Annotated in this window: 14 protein-coding genes; 8 read left to right on the top strand and 6 right to left on the bottom strand. The window is 62.8% G+C overall.

Translation table 11 applies throughout. From position 1 onward, the window contains the following. The first annotated feature begins 8 nt into the window (after positions 1 to 8). Positions 9 to 434: a YciI family protein gene (locus AC1DXN_RS04810; protein ID WP_477245542.1), complete on the top strand. Its 426-nt coding sequence runs from the start codon at positions 9 to 11 to the stop codon at positions 432 to 434. Between the two features lie 24 nt (positions 435 to 458). On the opposite strand, the gene AC1DXN_RS04805 is transcribed toward AC1DXN_RS04810, so the two are convergent. Then, on the bottom strand, positions 459 to 1,940 hold the full coding sequence (locus AC1DXN_RS04805; RefSeq protein ID WP_477245544.1) for a pyridoxal phosphate-dependent decarboxylase family protein: 1,482 nt from the start codon (positions 1,938 to 1,940) through the stop codon (positions 459 to 461). 25 nt (positions 1,941 to 1,965) lie between these two features. Beyond that, a complete protein-coding gene (locus AC1DXN_RS04800) occupies positions 1,966 to 3,051 on the bottom strand; it encodes a PLP-dependent cysteine synthase family protein (RefSeq protein ID WP_477272842.1) in 1,086 nt (361 codons plus the stop codon). A 221-nt stretch (positions 3,052 to 3,272) separates the two neighbouring features. On the opposite strand from AC1DXN_RS04800, the gene AC1DXN_RS04795 reads away from it, so the two are divergent. Beyond that, positions 3,273 to 5,294 carry a transcriptional regulator gene (locus tag AC1DXN_RS04795; RefSeq protein ID WP_477272844.1) on the top strand — a complete coding sequence of 674 codons (2,022 nt, stop codon included), beginning with the start codon at positions 3,273 to 3,275 and terminating at the stop codon, positions 5,292 to 5,294. Positions 5,295 to 5,315: 21 nt separating this feature from the next. Here AC1DXN_RS04795 and AC1DXN_RS04790 read toward each other — a convergent pair whose 3' ends face one another. The 4 genes from AC1DXN_RS04790 to choX all read right to left on the bottom strand — a co-directional run bounded on the left by AC1DXN_RS04790 (position 5,316) and on the right by choX (position 9,570). Continuing rightward, positions 5,316 to 6,353, bottom strand: coding sequence for an MBL fold metallo-hydrolase (locus AC1DXN_RS04790; RefSeq protein WP_477272846.1), 1,038 nt, complete (start codon positions 6,351 to 6,353; stop codon positions 5,316 to 5,318). A gap of 126 nt (positions 6,354 to 6,479) precedes the next feature. Then, a complete protein-coding gene (gene choV / locus AC1DXN_RS04785; RefSeq protein WP_477245549.1) occupies positions 6,480 to 7,661 on the bottom strand; it encodes a choline ABC transporter ATP-binding protein in 1,182 nt (393 codons plus the stop codon). Next, the gene (gene choW, locus AC1DXN_RS04780) at positions 7,658 to 8,512 is read right to left on the bottom strand and encodes a choline ABC transporter permease subunit (RefSeq protein ID WP_477245551.1); all 855 of its coding nucleotides are present in this window, start codon (positions 8,510 to 8,512) and stop codon (positions 7,658 to 7,660) included. Before choW ends, choV begins: the two co-directional genes overlap by 4 nt. Before the next feature lie 122 nt (positions 8,513 to 8,634). Then, positions 8,635 to 9,570 (bottom strand): choline ABC transporter substrate-binding protein, encoded by a 936-nt coding sequence (gene choX / locus AC1DXN_RS04775; RefSeq protein WP_477245553.1) that lies wholly within the window; start codon positions 9,568 to 9,570, stop codon positions 8,635 to 8,637. 379 nt (positions 9,571 to 9,949) lie between these two features. Here choX and AC1DXN_RS04770 point away from each other — a divergent pair, with 379 nt between their 5' ends. The 6 genes from AC1DXN_RS04770 to AC1DXN_RS04745 all read left to right on the top strand — a co-directional run bounded on the left by AC1DXN_RS04770 (position 9,950) and on the right by AC1DXN_RS04745 (position 16,991). Further along, the gene (locus AC1DXN_RS04770) at positions 9,950 to 10,561 is read left to right on the top strand and encodes a thymidine kinase (protein WP_477272848.1); all 612 of its coding nucleotides are present in this window, start codon (positions 9,950 to 9,952) and stop codon (positions 10,559 to 10,561) included. A gap of 121 nt (positions 10,562 to 10,682) precedes the next feature. Beyond that, positions 10,683 to 11,072 (top strand): c-type cytochrome, encoded by a 390-nt coding sequence (locus AC1DXN_RS04765; RefSeq protein WP_477272850.1) that lies wholly within the window; start codon positions 10,683 to 10,685, stop codon positions 11,070 to 11,072. A 102-nt stretch (positions 11,073 to 11,174) separates the two neighbouring features. Then, positions 11,175 to 12,512 carry a Mur ligase family protein gene (locus AC1DXN_RS04760; RefSeq protein ID WP_477272852.1) on the top strand — a complete coding sequence of 446 codons (1,338 nt, stop codon included), beginning with the start codon at positions 11,175 to 11,177 and terminating at the stop codon, positions 12,510 to 12,512. A 263-nt stretch (positions 12,513 to 12,775) separates the two neighbouring features. After that, positions 12,776 to 13,864, top strand: coding sequence for a hypothetical protein (locus tag AC1DXN_RS04755; protein WP_477272854.1), 1,089 nt, complete (start codon positions 12,776 to 12,778; stop codon positions 13,862 to 13,864). A gap of 46 nt (positions 13,865 to 13,910) precedes the next feature. Further along, on the top strand, positions 13,911 to 15,056 hold the full coding sequence (locus AC1DXN_RS04750; protein WP_477272856.1) for a hypothetical protein: 1,146 nt from the start codon (positions 13,911 to 13,913) through the stop codon (positions 15,054 to 15,056). 24 nt (positions 15,057 to 15,080) lie between these two features. Then, on the top strand, positions 15,081 to 16,991 hold the full coding sequence (locus tag AC1DXN_RS04745; protein ID WP_477421476.1) for an AAA family ATPase: 1,911 nt from the start codon (positions 15,081 to 15,083) through the stop codon (positions 16,989 to 16,991). The last annotated feature ends 183 nt before the right edge of the window (positions 16,992 to 17,174 follow it).

Below are 17,174 nucleotides of genomic sequence, written 5' to 3'. Positions count from 1 at the left end.
ACCGCCGCATGTTCTATGCAATCCTGGCCTATCACGTCGAACAGACCGTCCAGTCCTGGACGCCGCAGGAGGATGCGGCGCTGATGACCGACCTGCTCAAGGTCAATGACCGGTTGACCCGCGACGGTATCCTCGGGCCGGCCGCCAGGCTCGGCGCCACGGCCGACGCCTTCACGCTGCGCGGCCCGGGAGAGGGCATCGTCATCGACGGCCCGTTTGCCGAGACCAAGGAGCAATTGCTGGGCCTCTACGTCATCGACTGCGCCACGCGCGAGGCGGCGCTAGAAGTCGCGCGTGATCTCAGGCGCGCCAATCCCACCGCCGTCTACGAAATCCGCCCTATCCTGCTTTACCTTCCGGGTGCGTCGCTTCTCGCAGCAGAGGCGCCGGACGACAACGAAGCGCCCGTCAAAGCATCGGCGGCCGGCGGCTGAGGAGCCGCCCGCTGCGGCAAAGGGTCAGTCCACCCCCGCCATGAGCTCCTTGCCAAGGCGGACCGTTTCGCGCACCAAAAGCTCCAGATCCTCAAGCCGGGTGCGGTGGTTGTTGATCGCCACCCTGAGACAATGCTGGCCTTGCACCGTCGTGTCGGAAATCGCGGCGGTCCCCTCTTCCTGCAGCCGCAGCATGATCTCGGTGTTCAGCGCCTTCAATGCCTCTTCGGTCATGCCATCGGGTCGGTAGCGAAAACAGACGATGTTGATGCTGGTCGGCGCCGTCAGTTCCAGCAGCGGTTCGGCCTCGATCAACCCGGCGAGATAGTGCCCCTGCGCAATATTCTGGTCGATCAGCCGGCCGAATTTTTCGACGCCATGCTCCCGCAGCGCCATCCACACTTTGAGCGCACGGAACCCGCGCGTGGTCTGCAGACCGTAATCATGCAGCCATTGCCCCGATGCGAGGCCGCGCGGCGTCGATTCCAGATATTCCGGCGTCACCGCAAAGGTCTTGCGATGCGCCGAGGCGTCCCTGACCAGGGCGCAGCCGGCCTCGAACGGCGCGTGCAGCCATTTGTGCGGATCGAGCGCGACCGAATCGGCCCATTCGATACCCGCGACGCGGTGAGCATTTTCCGGCGCGATGGCGATCAACGCACCGATGCAGCCGTCGACATGAAACCAGGCGTCTTCCTCATGTGCCAGCTTGGCAAGCGCCTGCAGATCGTCAATCGCGCCGGTGTTCACCGTGCCGGCATTGCCGATGATGCAGGCCGGCTTGAACCCGGCCGCACGATCTTCCGATATCGCCGCCCGCAAGGCGGCGATATCGATCCGCAGCCCGGCATCCGTCGGGATACGGCGCAGCGCCCGATTGCCGAGGCCAAGCGCCTCCATCGCCTTGCGGTGGCAGGAATGCAGCTGGTCGGAGCCATAGTAGCGCAGCGGCTTCTCGATGGCGGCAACGCCGTGCTCGCGCACGTCGATGCCGGCCTTGGTGTTGCGCGCCACGGTCAGCCCGATAATGTTGGCCATCGAGCCGCCGCTGACCAGCGTACCGCTGGCCGAAGCCGGCAAGCCCAGCATCTGCTTGCACCAGTCGACCACCTGGCTGTCCATTAGCGCGGCGGCATGGTTGCCGCCGCCGAGATTGGAGCCCTGGATCGCCGCCAGGAAATCGCCAAGCGCCCCGGTGAAATTGCTCGACCCCATATACCAGGACCAGAACCTCGGATGGATGTTGCCCATCGGATAGGGCATCACCTTGTCCACCACATCGCCATAGACGTCCGCGAGCGGCGTTGGCGATTGCGGCAAGGGTGCTGTGAAGAAGTCCGTCACATCTCCAGGCATCTCCCGCCACACCGGCCGCTCTCTGACGTCGCGCAGGTAAGCGACAGCATCGTCAACGATCCGATGCGACAGGACCTGCACATCGGCCCAGTCGCGGGGGTCAAGCGTTTCCTCGCCGGTCGTGGCGGAGAATCCAGACGTCGTATCCATGCCGGTCGCTCCCGATATGCCGCCGTCACGCCGGGAACTGGCAGCCGGGCGTCGACTGCGAAAGCGCAATCTCGTCGGCGTCCATCTCAGCCTCAATGCCATCGAACAGCGGCGTCGTCATGTAGCGCTCGCCGGTGTCGGGGAGCATGCACAGGATGACCGAACCGTCCGGCGATTTTTCGGCGATCTGGCGCGCCACGGCAAAGGTGGAGCCGCCGGAAATGCCGGTGAAAATGCCCTCTTTCTGCGCCAGCGCCTTCGCCCATTTCATGCCCTCGGGCCCGGCGATCGGCATCACCTCATCATAGAGGCTGGCGTCGATCGCCTCCTGCAGCACGTTGGGGATGAAATCCGGTGTCCAGCCCTGGATCGGGTGCGGCTCGAAGGCCGGGTGGCTGGCGCTCGGCGCGCCACCAACGCCGCGCTCCTGCGCCTTGCCGCTGCCGACAAGCTGGGCGTTGGCCGGTTCGGTCAGCACGATGCGGGTCTCCGGCCGCTCGCGGCGCAGCACGCGCGCCACGCCGACGACGGTGCCGCCGGTTCCATAGCCGGTGACGAAGCAGTCGAGCCGCGATCCGGCGAAATCGTTCATGATCTCGCGCGCCGTCGTCGCTTCATGGATGGCGGCATTGGCCTTGGTTTCGAACTGGCGGGCCAGGAACCAGCCATTGGCCTCGGCCAGCTCGACCGCCTTCTTGTACATGCCAAAACCCTTCTGCGCCCGCGGCGTCAGCACCACCTTGGCGCCCAGCATGCGCATCAGCTTGCGGCGTTCGATGGAAAAGCTGTCAGCCATCGTCACCACCAACGGATAGCCCTTTTGCGCGCAGACCATGGCAAGGCCGATGCCGGTGTTGCCGCTGGTCGCCTCGACGATGGTCTGGCCCGGCTTCAGCGTGCCGCTGCGCTCGCCCTCCTCGATGATGTTGAGCGCCAGCCGGTCCTTGACCGATGCTGCCGGATTGAAGAACTCGGCCTTCACATAGATCGTCGCATGGTCGGGGCCGAGATTGTTGACCCGGATCACCGGCGTATCGCCGACCGTGTCGAGAATGCTGTCGAACAGGCGGCCGCGGCCGGCCGTGGTTCTGATTTTCTGCTGGTGCAACATGGAAGAACTCCTCGTCTGTTATCGTTGTGATCACGAGCCGGTTACAAACCGGCGGGTTGGGCGGCGAGGTTTCGACACCTTGCCGCAGTACAGGTTCTCGCCGTGCCATAATGTGGTAAACTCCACATCCGGCGCGCAAGATTGCAGGCCGAGTGCACTTCGTCGTTCGGTGATAAAGCAAGGGCCGGCGGGTCAACGTGGGAGCAGGCGTGGAAACGGGCGTGGAATCGAACCTGGCCAGCAGTCGTCGAGGCCTTGGCGTGCGCCTGTTTGGGCCGCTGGCGATTGCGCGCGACGGCATCCCGGTGGCTTTGCCGGCATCGCGCAAGCTGCGCGCGCTGCTAGCCTATCTGGCGCTGGCGCCCCACCCGGTCGGACGTGGCAAGCTATGCGAATTGCTGTGGGACGTTCCAAATGACCCCAGAGGCGAGCTTCGCTGGTGCCTCAGCAAGCTGCGGGCCGCTCTCGACCAACCGGACCGCCGAAGGATCGAAACCGCGGGCGACACGATCGCGCTTGATCTGAGCGACGTTTTCGTCGATGCCGCCGAGATCGCCTCGGCAACCGCCGAAGGCATTGAAAAGCTCGATCTGGAGCGGCTGCAAGCCCTGTCCGGATTGTTCGCAGGCGATTTTCTCGACGGGCTGGAGATTGACCGCAGCCCGCTTTTCAACAACTGGCTGACCGCGCAGCGTCGCCGCTTCAGCTCCTGCCACGCCGCCATTCTGGAACACCTCGTCAACAATCTCCCGGGGGACGGCGACGACGTCTCTGCCCATATCGAAAAATGGCTGGAACTCGCGCCGTTCGACGGCCGCGCCCATATCGCACTTCTGACCAGGCTTGCGCGGCACGGCCAGTTTGGCGCTTGCGAAGACCATCTTGTATCAGCGGCCCAGCTGTTCCGTTCAGAAGAGCTGGATTTCGCGCCTGTGCGCGAGGCATGGCGAACCATCCGCGACAGGCAGCCGGGCACCGCGCTGGCAGCGCATCCGGCCGATCCGGCGTCCGCCCATCAGCCACCGATCCTGCTTGCGGATCCGGACGCCGCCGCATCGCGAAAGGCTTCGCTCGCCGTGATGCCGTTTGTCGAAGATGCCGGCATTGCTGACGTTCGCGGCGGACTGGCCGACGGCCTGACCCATGACATCATCACCCGCCTGGCAAAGCTCAGGGATTTCTTCGTTATCGCCCGCGGATCGGTCTTTGCGTTGGCCGAGGACAACATCGCGCCGGAAGAGGCCGGGCGCAGGCTAAACGTCGACTATGTTGCCACTGGCACCGTGCGCAGCCAGGCAGACCGCATTGTCGTTACGGTCGAACTCGTCGAGGTGCGTACGGCCAGGATCGTCTGGGCCGAGACGTTCGAGCGCAAGCCGGACGATATTTTTGCCGTCCTCGACGATATCGGCAACAGCATCGTCTCGTCGATCTCGGCCGAGGTCGAGACGGTCGAGCGCAACCGCGCCATGCTGAAAGCGCCCAACTCGCTGAATGCCTGGGAAGCCTATCATCGCGGTCTCTGGCATATGTACCGTTTCACCCGCACGGAAAACGAACAGGCCCGGCATTTCTTCGATATCGCCTTGAAGCTGGACCCGACCTTCGCCCGCGCCTATGCTGGCCTGTCCTTCACCCATTGGCAAAATGCCTTTCAGCGCTGGGGCGACCGCGATCAGGAAAGCGCCATGGCTTTCGAGAGCGCCGGGCAAAGTCTTCTGGTCGACGATCACAATCCGGCCGCCCACTGGGCCATGGGCCGCGCCCTGTGGCTGCGCGGCGAGCATGACGGCTCTTTGATCGAGCTGGAAAGAGCCGTGGATTTGAGCCCCAACTTCGCGCTCGGCCACTACGCGCTATCCTTCGTGCATTCCCAGTCGGGCGACCCGAAGGCCGCGATCGGCTCATCCGACCATTCGCGGCATCTCAGCCCCTTCGACCCGCTGCTGTTCGGCATGCTGGGCGCGCGCGCCATGGCCCATGTCCGCCTCGGCCAGTTCGAGGAGGCGGCTGACTGGGCGTTGAAAGCGGCGGCCCGGCCCAATGCCCATGCCATCATCCTGGCGATCGCCGCCCATTGCCTGGCGCTGGCGGGACGGCTCGACGAGGCGCGCACCTTCGCCGCCACCATCCGCAAGACGCTTCCGGACTATCGTGCCGACGACTTCATCGGCACTTTCCGCTTCGAGCCCGATGCCACAGCCCTGTTCAAGCTGGCCGCCAAACGTATCGGATTGAACTGATCAGCCAAAGAGGCGGTGTCGCTAATGCACCAGCGGGCCGCTTGCTTTTGTCCAGGCGGCAATGCCGCCATGGATGTGGCGGGCGCCGGCAATCCCGGCGTCCTGCGCGGCCTGAACCGCCATGGCCGAGCGTTCGCCGAAGGCGCAATAAAACAGCAGCTGCTTGCTGGTTGATCTCGCGAGTTCATGCAGCATACCGCCCGCCGCAATGTTCTCCTGCAACCTGGTATAGGGCAGATGTATCGCCCCCGGGATGACGCCGTGCCGCTCGCGTTCGGAATGCTCGCGCAGATCGATCAGCGCGATATCAGGCTTTCCCACCAGCGCGAATGCCTGCTCGGCGCTGACCGCCCAGCCGCGCCGCGCAATCTCTTCCTGATGCAGCCCGACCTTCATGTTGGCCGGCACCGCGACATCCATCATCTTCGGATTCGCCAGCTTCAGGTTGTTCATGATCTCGACGTACTCGTCCATCGACTTCACCTGCAGGCGCGGGTTGAAGGCCTTTTCCTCGCCGATGGTCGAGACGGTCTCGCCCTTGTAGTCATGTGCCGGATAGATCAGCGTCTCGTTGGGAAGCTTGAGCAGGCGGCCGAAGATCGATTCATATTGCTGGCGCGGATCGCCATTCTGGAAATCGGTGCGGCCGGTGCCACGGATCAGCAGCGTGTCGCCGGTGAACACCCGATCCGGCAAGATGAAACTGTAGGAATCATCGGTGTGGCCAGGCGTATAGATGACGTCGAGCGACAGCCCCTCAATGCCGAGTTTGTCGCCGTCGGACAACCGCATCGAGACCACGTCCGCCTTGGTCTGCTCGCCCATCACTGTCACGCACTGGGTCTTGTCGCGCAACGCGCCGAGGCCGGTAATGTGATCGGCGTGCAGATGCGTATCCACCGCCTTGACCAGCTTGAGGTCGAGTTCGCGCACCAGCTGGAGGTAGCGGTCGACCTTCTCCAGCACCGGATCGATGATCAGCGCTTCGCCACCCAGGCGGCTGGCGAGCAGGTAGGAATAGGTGCCCGAAACGGAATCGAAGAGCTGACGGAAGATCATTCTTGCCACACGCCCCGCTGCATTCTCATGCCCATGGCAGGCGCAACCGCCCACGCGGCTGCGACGCTATCCTAGCGCATCGGCCCGAAAAATCGGAATCGATTTTTGGCAAGCGTTGGCGGCAAGCTACCGCCGCAACACCGCGCTCAGCACGTCCCTGATCCCGATTGCGCCGACGAAACGCGACTGGTCGTCGAACAGCGCCACCGGTGCTGTCTGCGAACGGTGCATGGCCAGCATCACGGTCTTAAGCGACGTCCCCGGATTGGCCCAGAACACCTGCGCCGTCTCCTCCGGCTGCGCCTCGACATCGGCGCAGGACACCCACACCGCTGGCTTGCCGTCGCGCTCGGCCGCCGCCACCAGCCCGTGCTCGTCGATCTTGAAGCGCGTCGTCTTGCGCCGGTCGAGCCACACCCAGCCATCCTTGCCCTCTTCGAGGTCGCGGCGGTCGCGCATCACGTTCCAGGCCGTCAGCACCGACAATGGGTTAACATTGGCGATGAAGTCGCGGACGTAATCGTTGGCCGGGCGCAGCACGATGTCTTCCGGCGCGCCGGTCTGCACGATGCGTCCACCCTCCATGATGGTGATGTGGGTGCCGATCTTCAGCGCTTCCTCAAGATCGTGGCTGACGAAGATGATGGTCTTCTTCAGCTCCGCCTGCAGCTGCAAGAGCTCGTCCTGCAGTTTGGTCCGGATCAGCGGATCGAGCGCCGAGAACGGCTCGTCCATCAACAGGATCGGCGCCTCGGTAGCAAAGGCGCGCGCCAGACCGACGCGCTGCTGCATGCCGCCGGAAAGCTCGTGGGCATATTTCTTCGCCCACTGGTCGAGGTGGACCAGCTCCAGCTGCTTTTTGACGCGCTGCTTGCGCTCGGCTTCCGGCATGCCGGCGAGCTCGAGGCCGAGGCCGACGTTTTCCTCGACCGTGCGCCACGGCAACAGACCGAACTGCTGGAACACCATGGCGACCTGCTTCTGCCGCAGCCGTCTCAGCGTCACCTCATCGCAGGTGACGACGTCGACCGTGCCGTCGCCGTCCTTGACCAGAACCTGGCCGCGCGAAACGACGTTGAGCCGGTTGACGGCCCTGAGCAGCGTCGACTTGCCCGAACCGGACAGGCCCATCAGGACGGAAATCTCGCCCTCATGCACGGTCAGGCTGGCGCCGGCGCAGCCCAGCACATTGCCGGTCTTTTCGAGGATTTCGGCGCGGGTGGCACCACCGTCGATCAGCGCCAGCGAACCGGCTTGATCCGAGCCGAAGACGATATCGACATTTCTGAAGTCAACGGCGACGGTCATTTCTTGCCTCCAACGCCAATACGCGTCATTCGGTCGAGTACGATGGCGAGTACGACGATGGCGAGGCCGGCCTCAAGCCCGAGGTCGATCCTGCGCGAACCGAGCGCCCGGTTGATCTCGGTGCCAAGGCCGCCGGCGCCGATCAGCGCCGCGAACACCACCATCGACAGCGATAGCATGATCGACTGGGTGAGGCCTGCCATGATGGTCGGCAATGCTGACGGCAACTCGACCTTCCACAGCAATTGCTGCTTGGTGGCGCCGAACGCCTGGCCGGCCTCGACGATCGATTTCGGCACCGAGGTGACGCCAAGATGGGTGAGGCGAACCGAGGTCGGGATGACGAAGATGATGGTGACGATGAGGCCGGGCGCGTTGCCGAGCCCGAACAAGGTCAGCACCGGGATCAGGTAGACGAAGGTCGGCAGCGTCTGCATCAGGTCGAGCACCGGCAGCATGATGCGGTAGACCTTCGGCTTGTGCGCGGCCCAGATGCCGAGCGGCACGCCGATCGCCATCGAGGCGGCGGCGGCGGCAACCACCAGAACCAGCGTCTCCACCGTCTGCTTCCACAGGTTCTGGTTGAGGATGAACAGCAGTCCGATGAAGACGGCAACGGCCAGGCCCCTGGAGCGCTGCAGGAAATAGGCGAGCACCGCAATCAGCGCGATGAGGATGACGGGCGGCACCAGCAGAAGTCCGTCGACAATGCCGTCGAGCAGGAAATTGAGGCCGTTGGAGAAGGCCCTGAAGATGGTGTCGAAATTGTCGGTGAGGAAGCCAAAGAAGGCCTTGCCCCAGGCGCCTATGGGGATCTTGTAGCTGACCAGGAATTTCGAAATCGGATCCATCTTACCCCTCTTTGGCAGTCGCCGTCCTTGCCGGACGGTCATCTTGTCACAGGATATGAAAAAGGGCAGCCCTTTCTACAGTGACTGCCCTTCCTGGTTCGGCCTTGCCGAATTCAGTCGGCTCAGCTCCCGAGCGCCGTCTTGACCGCCGCTGCCGCGTCGCCACCGTCGAAGGTGGTCACGCCGGCGATCCACGGAGCGACCGCGTCCGCGTGCTTCTTCAGCCAGTCGGCTGCGACCGTGTTGGCGTCGCCGCCTTTCAGGATCGCGTCCATCATCTCGCCTTCCATGTCGAGATTGAACTTCAGGTTGGCGATGAACTTGCCGGCATTCGGGCACTCGGTGGTGTAGCCCTTGCGCACATTGGTATAGACGGTGGCCGCGCCGAAGCCACTGTCGCCCATGCCGTCGAGATAGGTGATCTTCATGGCGCCCATCACCGGATGCGGCGTCCAGCCGAGGAAGGCGATCCACTCATTGTTCTTCATCGACTGCTCGGCCTGCGTCAGCATGCCGGCTTCCGAGGACTCGACCAGTTCGAAGCCTTCGAGATTGTCCTTCGGGTTCTTGATCATGTCGAGGATAATGCGGTTGCCGTCATTGCCGGCCTCGATGCCGTAGATCTTGCCGTTGAACTTGTCCTTGAACTTGCCGATATCGGTCAGCGTCTTGACGCCGGCGTCAGCGACATAGGTCGGCACGACGATGCCGTAACCGGCGCCCGTCAGGTTTGTGCTGATCGTCTCGACCGAACCGTCGGCGGTGTAGTCCTTGATGTCGTTGGTCATCGACGGCATCCAGTTGCCGAGGAAGACGTCGAGATCCTTGTTCTTCAGCGACGCCATGGTCACCGGCACCGAAAGCTGGATCGTCTGCGGCTCGTAGCCGAGCGCGGTGAGCAGCACCGAAGCGATGCCGGTCGTCGCCTGGATATCGGTCCAGCCGACATCGGAAAGGCGCACCGCCTTGCAGCTCTCCGGATCGCCGGCAAGGGCAGCGCTTGTGGACAGGAAAGTCGCCAGACCGAGGCCGGCGACGAAGGTGTTCATACGCGACATTGGTAGTCTCCCATTGTGATTCTTTGGCGAAGCGTAGTTACGGTTTCTCTGCCCGCCTTGTTTCGTCAGCCAAACACCATTCTGGTGTGGTTTCAAGCGCCATGGCAATCACGATCAACGGCGCAGACTGGCCAATCAGCGACACGGCTGACGCTTTTGTCGCGCAAGGGGGCTTTTTCGGGGGAATGGCACTGGCGTCCCCTCCCCACGCGGCGACAACTCGGCTTAAGGTCTGTTTAGATTCAGGTCAGGCCGAGCCGAAAATGGCTGATACCGAGAGCCGGAGCGGAGCGCACTTGAAGTACGTGCACCGGAAGCGCAGGTATCAGCCATTTGCAGGCCGGCATCACCTGAATCCAAACAGACCTTGAAGGATGGCATGGCCAAGCTTTACTTCCACTACGCGACGATGAACGCCGGCAAGACGACGATGCTGCTGCAGGCGTCCTACAATTACCGCGAGCGCGGCATGACGACGATGCTGTTCGTCGCCGGCCATTACAGAAAGGGCGATAACGGGCTGATCTCGTCGCGCATCGGCCTCGAGACCGAAGCCGAGATGTTTCGCGATGGCGACGACCTGTTCGCCCGCGTCGCCGAGCATCACGATCACACGACAGTTCATTGCGTCTTCGTCGACGAGGCGCAGTTCCTCGAAGAGGAGCAGGTGTGGCAGCTCGCCCGCATTGCCGACCGGCTGAACATCCCGGTCATGTGCTACGGCCTGCGCACCGATTTCCAGGGCAAGCTGTTTTCCGGTTCGCGCGCGCTGCTGGCCATCGCCGACGACCTGCGCGAAGTGCGCACCATCTGCCGCTGCGGCCGCAAGGCGACGATGGTCGTGCGTCTCGGCCCTGACGGCAAGGTGGCCAGACAAGGCGAGCAGGTGGCGATCGGCAAGGACGTCTATATCTCGCTCTGCCGCCGCCATTGGGAAGAAGAAATGGGCCGCGCCGCGCCCGACGATTTCATCGGCTTCATCAAGGCCTGATGGCGGCGATCGAAATGGCGATCCGGCAGCAGGCGGAAATGCTGGCGCACCGGCCAGATGCAGCGTTTGTTAAGGCCTCGGTCCTATTTTGCGCTCCAGCCAGAACTCGTCGGGGTCAGCCATGTTTCGAGCCGTTTCGTCTGCCGCAGCATTTCTTCTTGGCGGCGTCCTTGCCGCGCATGCGGATGGCGACGCCGCGCTCGGCAAGAAGGTCTTCGTCAGGTGCATGGCCTGCCACGAAGCGGCGACCGACCGCGACAAGGTCGGCCCGCATCTTCTGGGTGTTGTTGGCCGCACCGCAGGCACCGCCGAAAGCTTCCTCGGCCACTACTCGGAAGCGATGAAAAGCGCCGGTGCCGCCGGCCTTGTCTGGGACGAGGCCAATCTCATCGAATATCTAAGGGCTCCCAAGCTCAAGGTGCCCGGCAACAGGATGGCGTTTGGCGGCCTGAGCAACGATGACGACATCGCCAATGTCATCGCCTATCTAAAGGCCGACCCGAAGCCCTGAACCATAGCGGCGGCAGCGCCTCGCACGGGACATGCAAGGGGTTGCATGCGCCGCCGCCGACGCACAGAGTGCCCACGGTGTCGAACCGGAGGGCATCATTTCATGCACATTTTTGCCGAGCGGGCGGCGCTGATGCTCGGCCTGGACCGGGCAGGAAGGACGCGAACGGCCGTTCGCTCCATCAGGAAGTTCTCTCATGTCGAACTCGCTCGCTGGCGGCGACGGCGTAGCAAGGCCATGGTGATCGGCATTACAGGGAGTTCGGCCAAGACGACGACGGCGGAACTTCTTGCTTTTATCCTCGACTCGCAAGGACGCGTCCATAAGCAGACCCATGGCAACACGTTCAAACCCCTTGTCAAAGGGCTCCGACGTCTGCCACGTGACGCCGACTACGCAGTGGTGGAGGTGGCCGCTGGCGGCAAAAGCCGTGTGGGAGCGATGGCATCGCTGCTCAAGCCGCACGTCGCGGTCGTCACCTTGGTTGCCGACGAACACAGATCCATCTTTCGGGGCGCCGATGCCGTTGCTACCGAAAAGCAGGCGCTGGTCCAGTCGCTTCCGCCCGAGGGCCTGGCCATGCTCAATGCCGATGACGCGCGTGTCATGGCGATGGCAGCAGCAAGCGCGGCGCGCGTCGTAACCTTCGGGCGCGGGGACGAGGCCCATTACCGCGCCACCGACATCCACGCCGCCTTCCCGCAGCGGCTGACAATGCGTCTGATTTGGCCCGGCGGCTCCCTTTACCTGCATACGCGCTTCATCGCCGAGCACTTCTGGCTGCCGGTAGCGGCGGCCGTAGCGAGTGCCATCGAACTGGGCCTCGATCCAGAGCGCATCAGCGAAGGGGTTGCGCGTTTCGAGCCCCTGTTCAACCGCTGCGGCGTGCTCGAGGTCCCGCACGGGCCGACCTTCCTGATCGACACGGCAAAGGCGCCGCTCCATTCCCTCGGATTGGCCTTCGCCGCCCTGGATCGCGCCCAGATGCCCCACAAGCGCGTGGTGCTCGGTCATATCGCCGACTATGCCGGCAAGGCCAGCAAAGCCTACCGCAAGGCATACCGGGACGCACAAGCCGTCGCCCAGGAGACCATTTTTGTCGGTGAGCATGCACATCGCGCGGCGCCCTCCGATGAGGACCGCAACAGCGGCCGATTCCACGAAATGCACTCGGTGCGCAAAGCCGCCGATCATATCAAGGCCACGCAACGCCCCGATGAGCTGATCCTGATCAAGAGCTCGCGCAACCTTCATCTGGAGCGCATCGGCCTCGCGCTGACCAGGGACGTTCAATGCTGGGAAGACCTCTGCGGCCATGACTTCAGCTGTTTGCACTGCGGCAAATATGGCATTCCCTTTGAGAAACACGGCGAGGTCCGCGCGGCGCAAAAGCGTTCCCGCCGGTGGTGGCGGCGGCTTTTCTCGCGCCCGTCGGCCTGACGCCCGAAAACGCGGCCGGCTTGAAGTCGGCAATGCAGGCGCAGAGCACGAGCAAGAAATCCGTCGGGGCCGCCAGATCCACCCACAGGCCAATGGCAGCGCGTCGATCCGCCAGTCATGGCATGATCACGGTTCCATTGTGTTTCAAGAGTGGAGCGAATTCTTTTGTTTTCGTGCCCTCTCTTGTCTTGCGTCTTTCATTCCCCGGATGCCCCACATATATTCGCGCCGACACGAAACTGATGCCGAAGCGGGAGGCCCCAATGGCGACATTGCAGAATTTCGATGCCGAAATTGCCAAGACCAAGCAGGTCGTGCAGGACATGCGCACCAAGATCGAGCAGTCCGGCACCGTGCTTGATACGCTGGCGACCGCCGACAAGAAGATCGGCGACGCCAATTTCGACATCGAAAACGCCCGCATCGAGGATGTGCTGAAGCAGCAGAAGGTCATGGAAGGCAACATCGCCGACCTGATTATCGGGCTGGAGGACGCCACCAACGTCTTCGGCGCCGAATTCGAGAGCATGAAGAATTACACCGGCTGGGAAAATCTCGTCGGCATCTTCTCCGACCAGAGCAAGCAGCGCATGCGCACCGATCGCGTGCGCAACATGTCGCTGGCCGGCAATCTGCAGGAACTTCTGGTCAAGTCCGACACCATCGTCGGCATCCTCAAGGCGCAAAAGGAGATCCTCGACCAGCGCTACAAGACCTCCGAGGCCAGCTTGTCGCAGGTGATCGAGCGCCGCAAGGTGACCATGGCCAACCTCGAAGCCGTGCAGAAACGCATCGAAGAGGTCAATCCGCTGCTGCTCGACATCGAGAATAAGATCGCGGCGTCGACCAGCCAGAAGGAGCGCACGCAGCTTGAGGGCGAGCGCTCGAAACTGGCCACCGAATACAATGAAAAGCAGGCCAAGGAGCAGGAACTGCTGGCCGAGAGCCAGACGCTGGAACGCTACACCTCGATGTTCCAGACCTTCGTCGATTCGCTCAACAACCAGATCGCCGCGCAGTCGACGCTAATCAACAAGCTGACCATCGATACCGAGCAGCGCATCGTGCTCTACAAGGCGCTGGAAGATTCACTGAAGACCGCGGCCCAGCAGGATGTCGCCCACAAGATCAACACGCTGGGCAGCCAGGTCGACAACGCCGCCGAAGAGACCATGGCCGGCATTGGTGCCGCCTCGCAGAAGCACATCGGCGATCTCCTGGAAATGCACGAGAAGAACATGGTCGGCAGCGCCGACATCCAGCGCCGCAAGAAGCTCGCCGACGATGCCTTCGCCCGCCGCTTCGACGAGGTAATGAAGAAGCACAATTCGGCAAACTACGTGCAGTCGTAAGGGTGCAGCCACCGCTCGCGTCCATGGCCATCCCAAGAGCACAAGCATGACCCCCGAAAACGAAGCGGCGGCCCGCTATTTTTCGGCGATCACGGCTGCACTCAGCGGCCTTGAAGTGTTCATGCGCGACGACCGCTCGCCGCTCTACCGGCACGGCATCGTCGCCAAGATCGTCGCCGAATATATTGCCCGGCTGGACAAGTCCTTTACCTGCTGGCGCAACCGGCTGGGCTTCATGGACACGTTCCGCATTTCGCGCGCCGAAAGCGGTTTTCCGGTCTTTCAGAACCTGCTCGAACTGGAAAATGACCGCCGCCAGGCCGACAGCCGCCTCGCCAACATCCCGCTGGCCGGCGAGTTACGCGAGGAGATGGCCGACTTCATCCTGCGCCACAAGGAATTCCCCGAAGCGCTGCAGAAGTCGATGGCCGAGCGGCTCTATCTCGAGGACGTCAAGAGCGAGCAGACCTTCGGCCCGTTCTCGCTGGCGCAAACGGCAAAGGTTTCGGTCAATCCGAAGACGGGACGGCCCTATTATCTCGTCCACTGGGCCACTTTCGACGGCAGCGCCAACCTGCCGCTGGTTTACATGGTGACGGTGGAGGATTCTTCCGAAGACATGATCCGCCAGCTTGTCGACAGCAGCGGCAAGCTCAACGAGAAGGTCGACATTCCGCTGCCCGTCGACGGCTTGCTCAATCCCGAGCTTGCCCACCGTTTCGACGATTTCACCGAGAAGAACTCCGCCTACACGCTGTCGCCGGCGACCATCGCGGTCAATCTCGACAAGGATTTCGAGCCGCTGCACCCCAAGCAGTTGCGCCGCGTCGTGCTCGGTCCCTTCTATTCCTCGGGCATTACCGACAACAACTCGACGGTCACGGAAGTGCTGGCCAAGGTGCGCAAACCGGAAAACGCCTGGCTGCTGACCTGGACCATCCAGGAAGTCTATTCGAAAGGCGAAAAGCCTGGCCGCAAGGGCCTGTTCTCAAGCGAAAAGACGACGCAGGAATTCTTCATCAACACCGACGATCTGGAGGCCGCGCGCCAGGGCGTGTCGAGCTATGAGAACCATGCGCTGATCCCTCATGAAGCCTATCAGGCGCTCTACGCCGCCGGCGAGGCACAAAAGATCTTTTCTGGCTACAAGGTCCACATCCTGTCCAACGGACAGGTCATCAGCGACGTCTGACCGTCAAACCGCGGAGCATCCTTCATGGACACCGGCCTGACCACGATTTCGGAAGCCGCAATCGAAAAGCACCGCGCCACGGCGCAGAGCTTCATCACCCGTGTGGTCGTTCTCGAAGACCCGTCCCGCGAATCCGGCACCGCACTTGCCGGCACAAATCGCCGCTTCGTCTCGACTGTCTCGGTCGGTTCGGTACGGCGCACGCGCGAGGTCGAACTGTCGAAGACAGTCGCCGCCGTTCATCCCGACGATCAATTGATGACCATCCCGCAGCACACGCTGTTGTTTCGTGCTCGGCGTGGTCTGGCGATTGCGCTGGCCATTGCCGATGTCTTCGCCGAAGGCTCGGACCTCGAAAGCCTGCAGGCCAAGAACACCCGCGCCCCGCTCGAAGGCGACGAAGCCACCACCTTCAAGAAGCTTCTGTCAGCCTCGGCTTACATTTCCGCCTTCAGCCTGGCCTCCTATCTGTTCCAGCTGGTCGACAGCGACGGCGAGGCGCCGAACGACATCCCCGAGCCGGACTTCCTGTTCGACACGCCGCAGGACGCGGTGAAGTCGATCGTGGCTGGTCTCGACAAGGCGATTGCTGGCTCGAAGGACGATGCCGATCTGATGACCCGGGCGCGCGCCTTTGCCCGTGTCGCCATCGACGGGCTCTTGGCGCGCAAGGGTCGCTTCGACGGCATCGGTCCGTTCGAGAACGCGCATATCCGCATCGACGCCGACGATTTCACCCTCGACGGTTTTGACGTCGCGCCGGGCAAGCGCTCGAAACCGCTGGTGATGACCTTCAAGACCCCGGAAGAGGTCGTCGGCAACCACATCGCCAAATACCAGTCGGTGAAGCTCGCCAAGATGCTGATGGCCTATGATTTCGAGCGCGAGCTGAACCCGTTCGTCGAGCTCGGCGGCTTCCTGTTCACCTTCATCGGCGACGGCGCGCCCGGTACCGGCAAGACGACGCTGATCCAGATGATCGCCGGCCTCGTCAACAATTACTGCCAGGTTGCCGGCTATCCCTTCGCCTACGAAAATTTCGGCGTCGACCAGATCTCCTCCTATCAGGGCAAGTCCGGCCAGAACTGCCGCCAGTTCATCAACAATGTCTTGAACCCGCGCGTCATCGGCTTCGGCACCATCGACGACATCGACCAGGTGGCGGCCAGACGCTCCGACGACCGCGCCTCGGCCGGCCAGCAGGAAATCACCGGCGTCTTGATGGACGCCTTTGCCGGCGCCGGCACCGTGGTGCGCGGCAACTGCGCGTTCGGCATGTTTTCCAACTACCCCGAAAATGTCGACGATGCGCTGCGCCAGCGCGCTGGCGCCCGCTGGCTGGTCGACGGGCCGCAGAGTCGCGACGACTACATCGATATCTTTGTCCTGCTGGCGGGAAAGAACCACAGGATCCCGCTTGGCGACCACAAGCTCTATGCCGCGCAGGAAATCCAGCGCGCGGTGACGGAAGCCTATGAGGAGCATGAAAAGCCGCAGGAAGACGGGCTGATCAAGGTCTATGAGCGCTACATGAAGGAAAGTGGCGCGCCGAAATCGATGGCCGATATCGGCACCTATCTGCACATGATCAAGGATGCCGAGCCGCGCTTCACTGGCCGCGCCATCAAGAACGTCACCGACGCCATCAAGATGCGCGCCATGGACATCGAACTGCCGGATGAGTGGTTCGAGAAGCCGGAAGCCTTCATGCACAAGGGCTACGACGACAAGAAGGCGATGATCGAGGAACTGCGCGGGCCGTTCTCGATGGACATGGTCATGCAGGAGGTCAACCGCTACGCCGACTCGGAGTTCCGCTATTCCGACAAGTCCGACGATGCCGCGGTGACCAAGATGATCCGCGACACCCGCCTGCGCGACCGCGCGGTGCGCGAGATCGAGGAGATGAAGAAGAAGGGTTTGTGGAATGCGTGAAATGCGCCGCCGTCCCCTTCTCCCCTTGTGGGAGAAGGTGTCGCCGAAGGCGACGGATGAGGGGTGTTCCAGCTTGGCAAGGATGGCGATCCTTCCAACACCCCTCAACCGTCTCGGCGCTACGCGCCGATCCACCTTCTCCCACAAGGGGAGAAGGGAAGTCCGCGCCCCTCATCCGCCCTT

Source organism: Mesorhizobium sp. P2_H9 (genome assembly GCF_056403215.1).
Note: the sequence above shows the minus strand (reverse complement) of the source record. Positions and strands in the feature narration are given on the sequence as shown.

Excerpts from the sequence above, each read along its gene's own strand:
- AC1DXN_RS04810 (WP_477245542.1), top strand. The coding sequence starts at position 9 with ATGTTCTATGCAATCCTGGCCTATCACGTCGAACAGACCGTCCAGTCC.
- AC1DXN_RS04805 (WP_477245544.1), bottom strand. The coding sequence starts at position 1,940 with ATGGATACGACGTCTGGATTCTCCGCCACGACCGGCGAGGAAACGCTT.
- AC1DXN_RS04800 (WP_477272842.1), bottom strand. The coding sequence starts at position 3,051 with ATGTTGCACCAGCAGAAAATCAGAACCACGGCCGGCCGCGGCCGCCTG.
- AC1DXN_RS04790 (WP_477272846.1), bottom strand. The coding sequence starts at position 6,353 with ATGATCTTCCGTCAGCTCTTCGATTCCGTTTCGGGCACCTATTCCTAC.
- choV (WP_477245549.1), bottom strand. The coding sequence starts at position 7,661 with ATGACCGTCGCCGTTGACTTCAGAAATGTCGATATCGTCTTCGGCTCG.
- choW (WP_477245551.1), bottom strand. The coding sequence starts at position 8,512 with ATGGATCCGATTTCGAAATTCCTGGTCAGCTACAAGATCCCCATAGGC.
- choX (WP_477245553.1), bottom strand. The coding sequence starts at position 9,570 with ATGTCGCGTATGAACACCTTCGTCGCCGGCCTCGGTCTGGCGACTTTC.
- AC1DXN_RS04770 (WP_477272848.1), top strand. The coding sequence starts at position 9,950 with ATGGCCAAGCTTTACTTCCACTACGCGACGATGAACGCCGGCAAGACG.
- AC1DXN_RS04765 (WP_477272850.1), top strand. The coding sequence starts at position 10,683 with ATGTTTCGAGCCGTTTCGTCTGCCGCAGCATTTCTTCTTGGCGGCGTC.
- AC1DXN_RS04760 (WP_477272852.1), top strand. The coding sequence starts at position 11,175 with ATGCACATTTTTGCCGAGCGGGCGGCGCTGATGCTCGGCCTGGACCGG.
- AC1DXN_RS04755 (WP_477272854.1), top strand. The coding sequence starts at position 12,776 with ATGGCGACATTGCAGAATTTCGATGCCGAAATTGCCAAGACCAAGCAG.
- AC1DXN_RS04750 (WP_477272856.1), top strand. The coding sequence starts at position 13,911 with ATGACCCCCGAAAACGAAGCGGCGGCCCGCTATTTTTCGGCGATCACG.
- AC1DXN_RS04745 (WP_477421476.1), top strand. The coding sequence starts at position 15,081 with ATGGACACCGGCCTGACCACGATTTCGGAAGCCGCAATCGAAAAGCAC.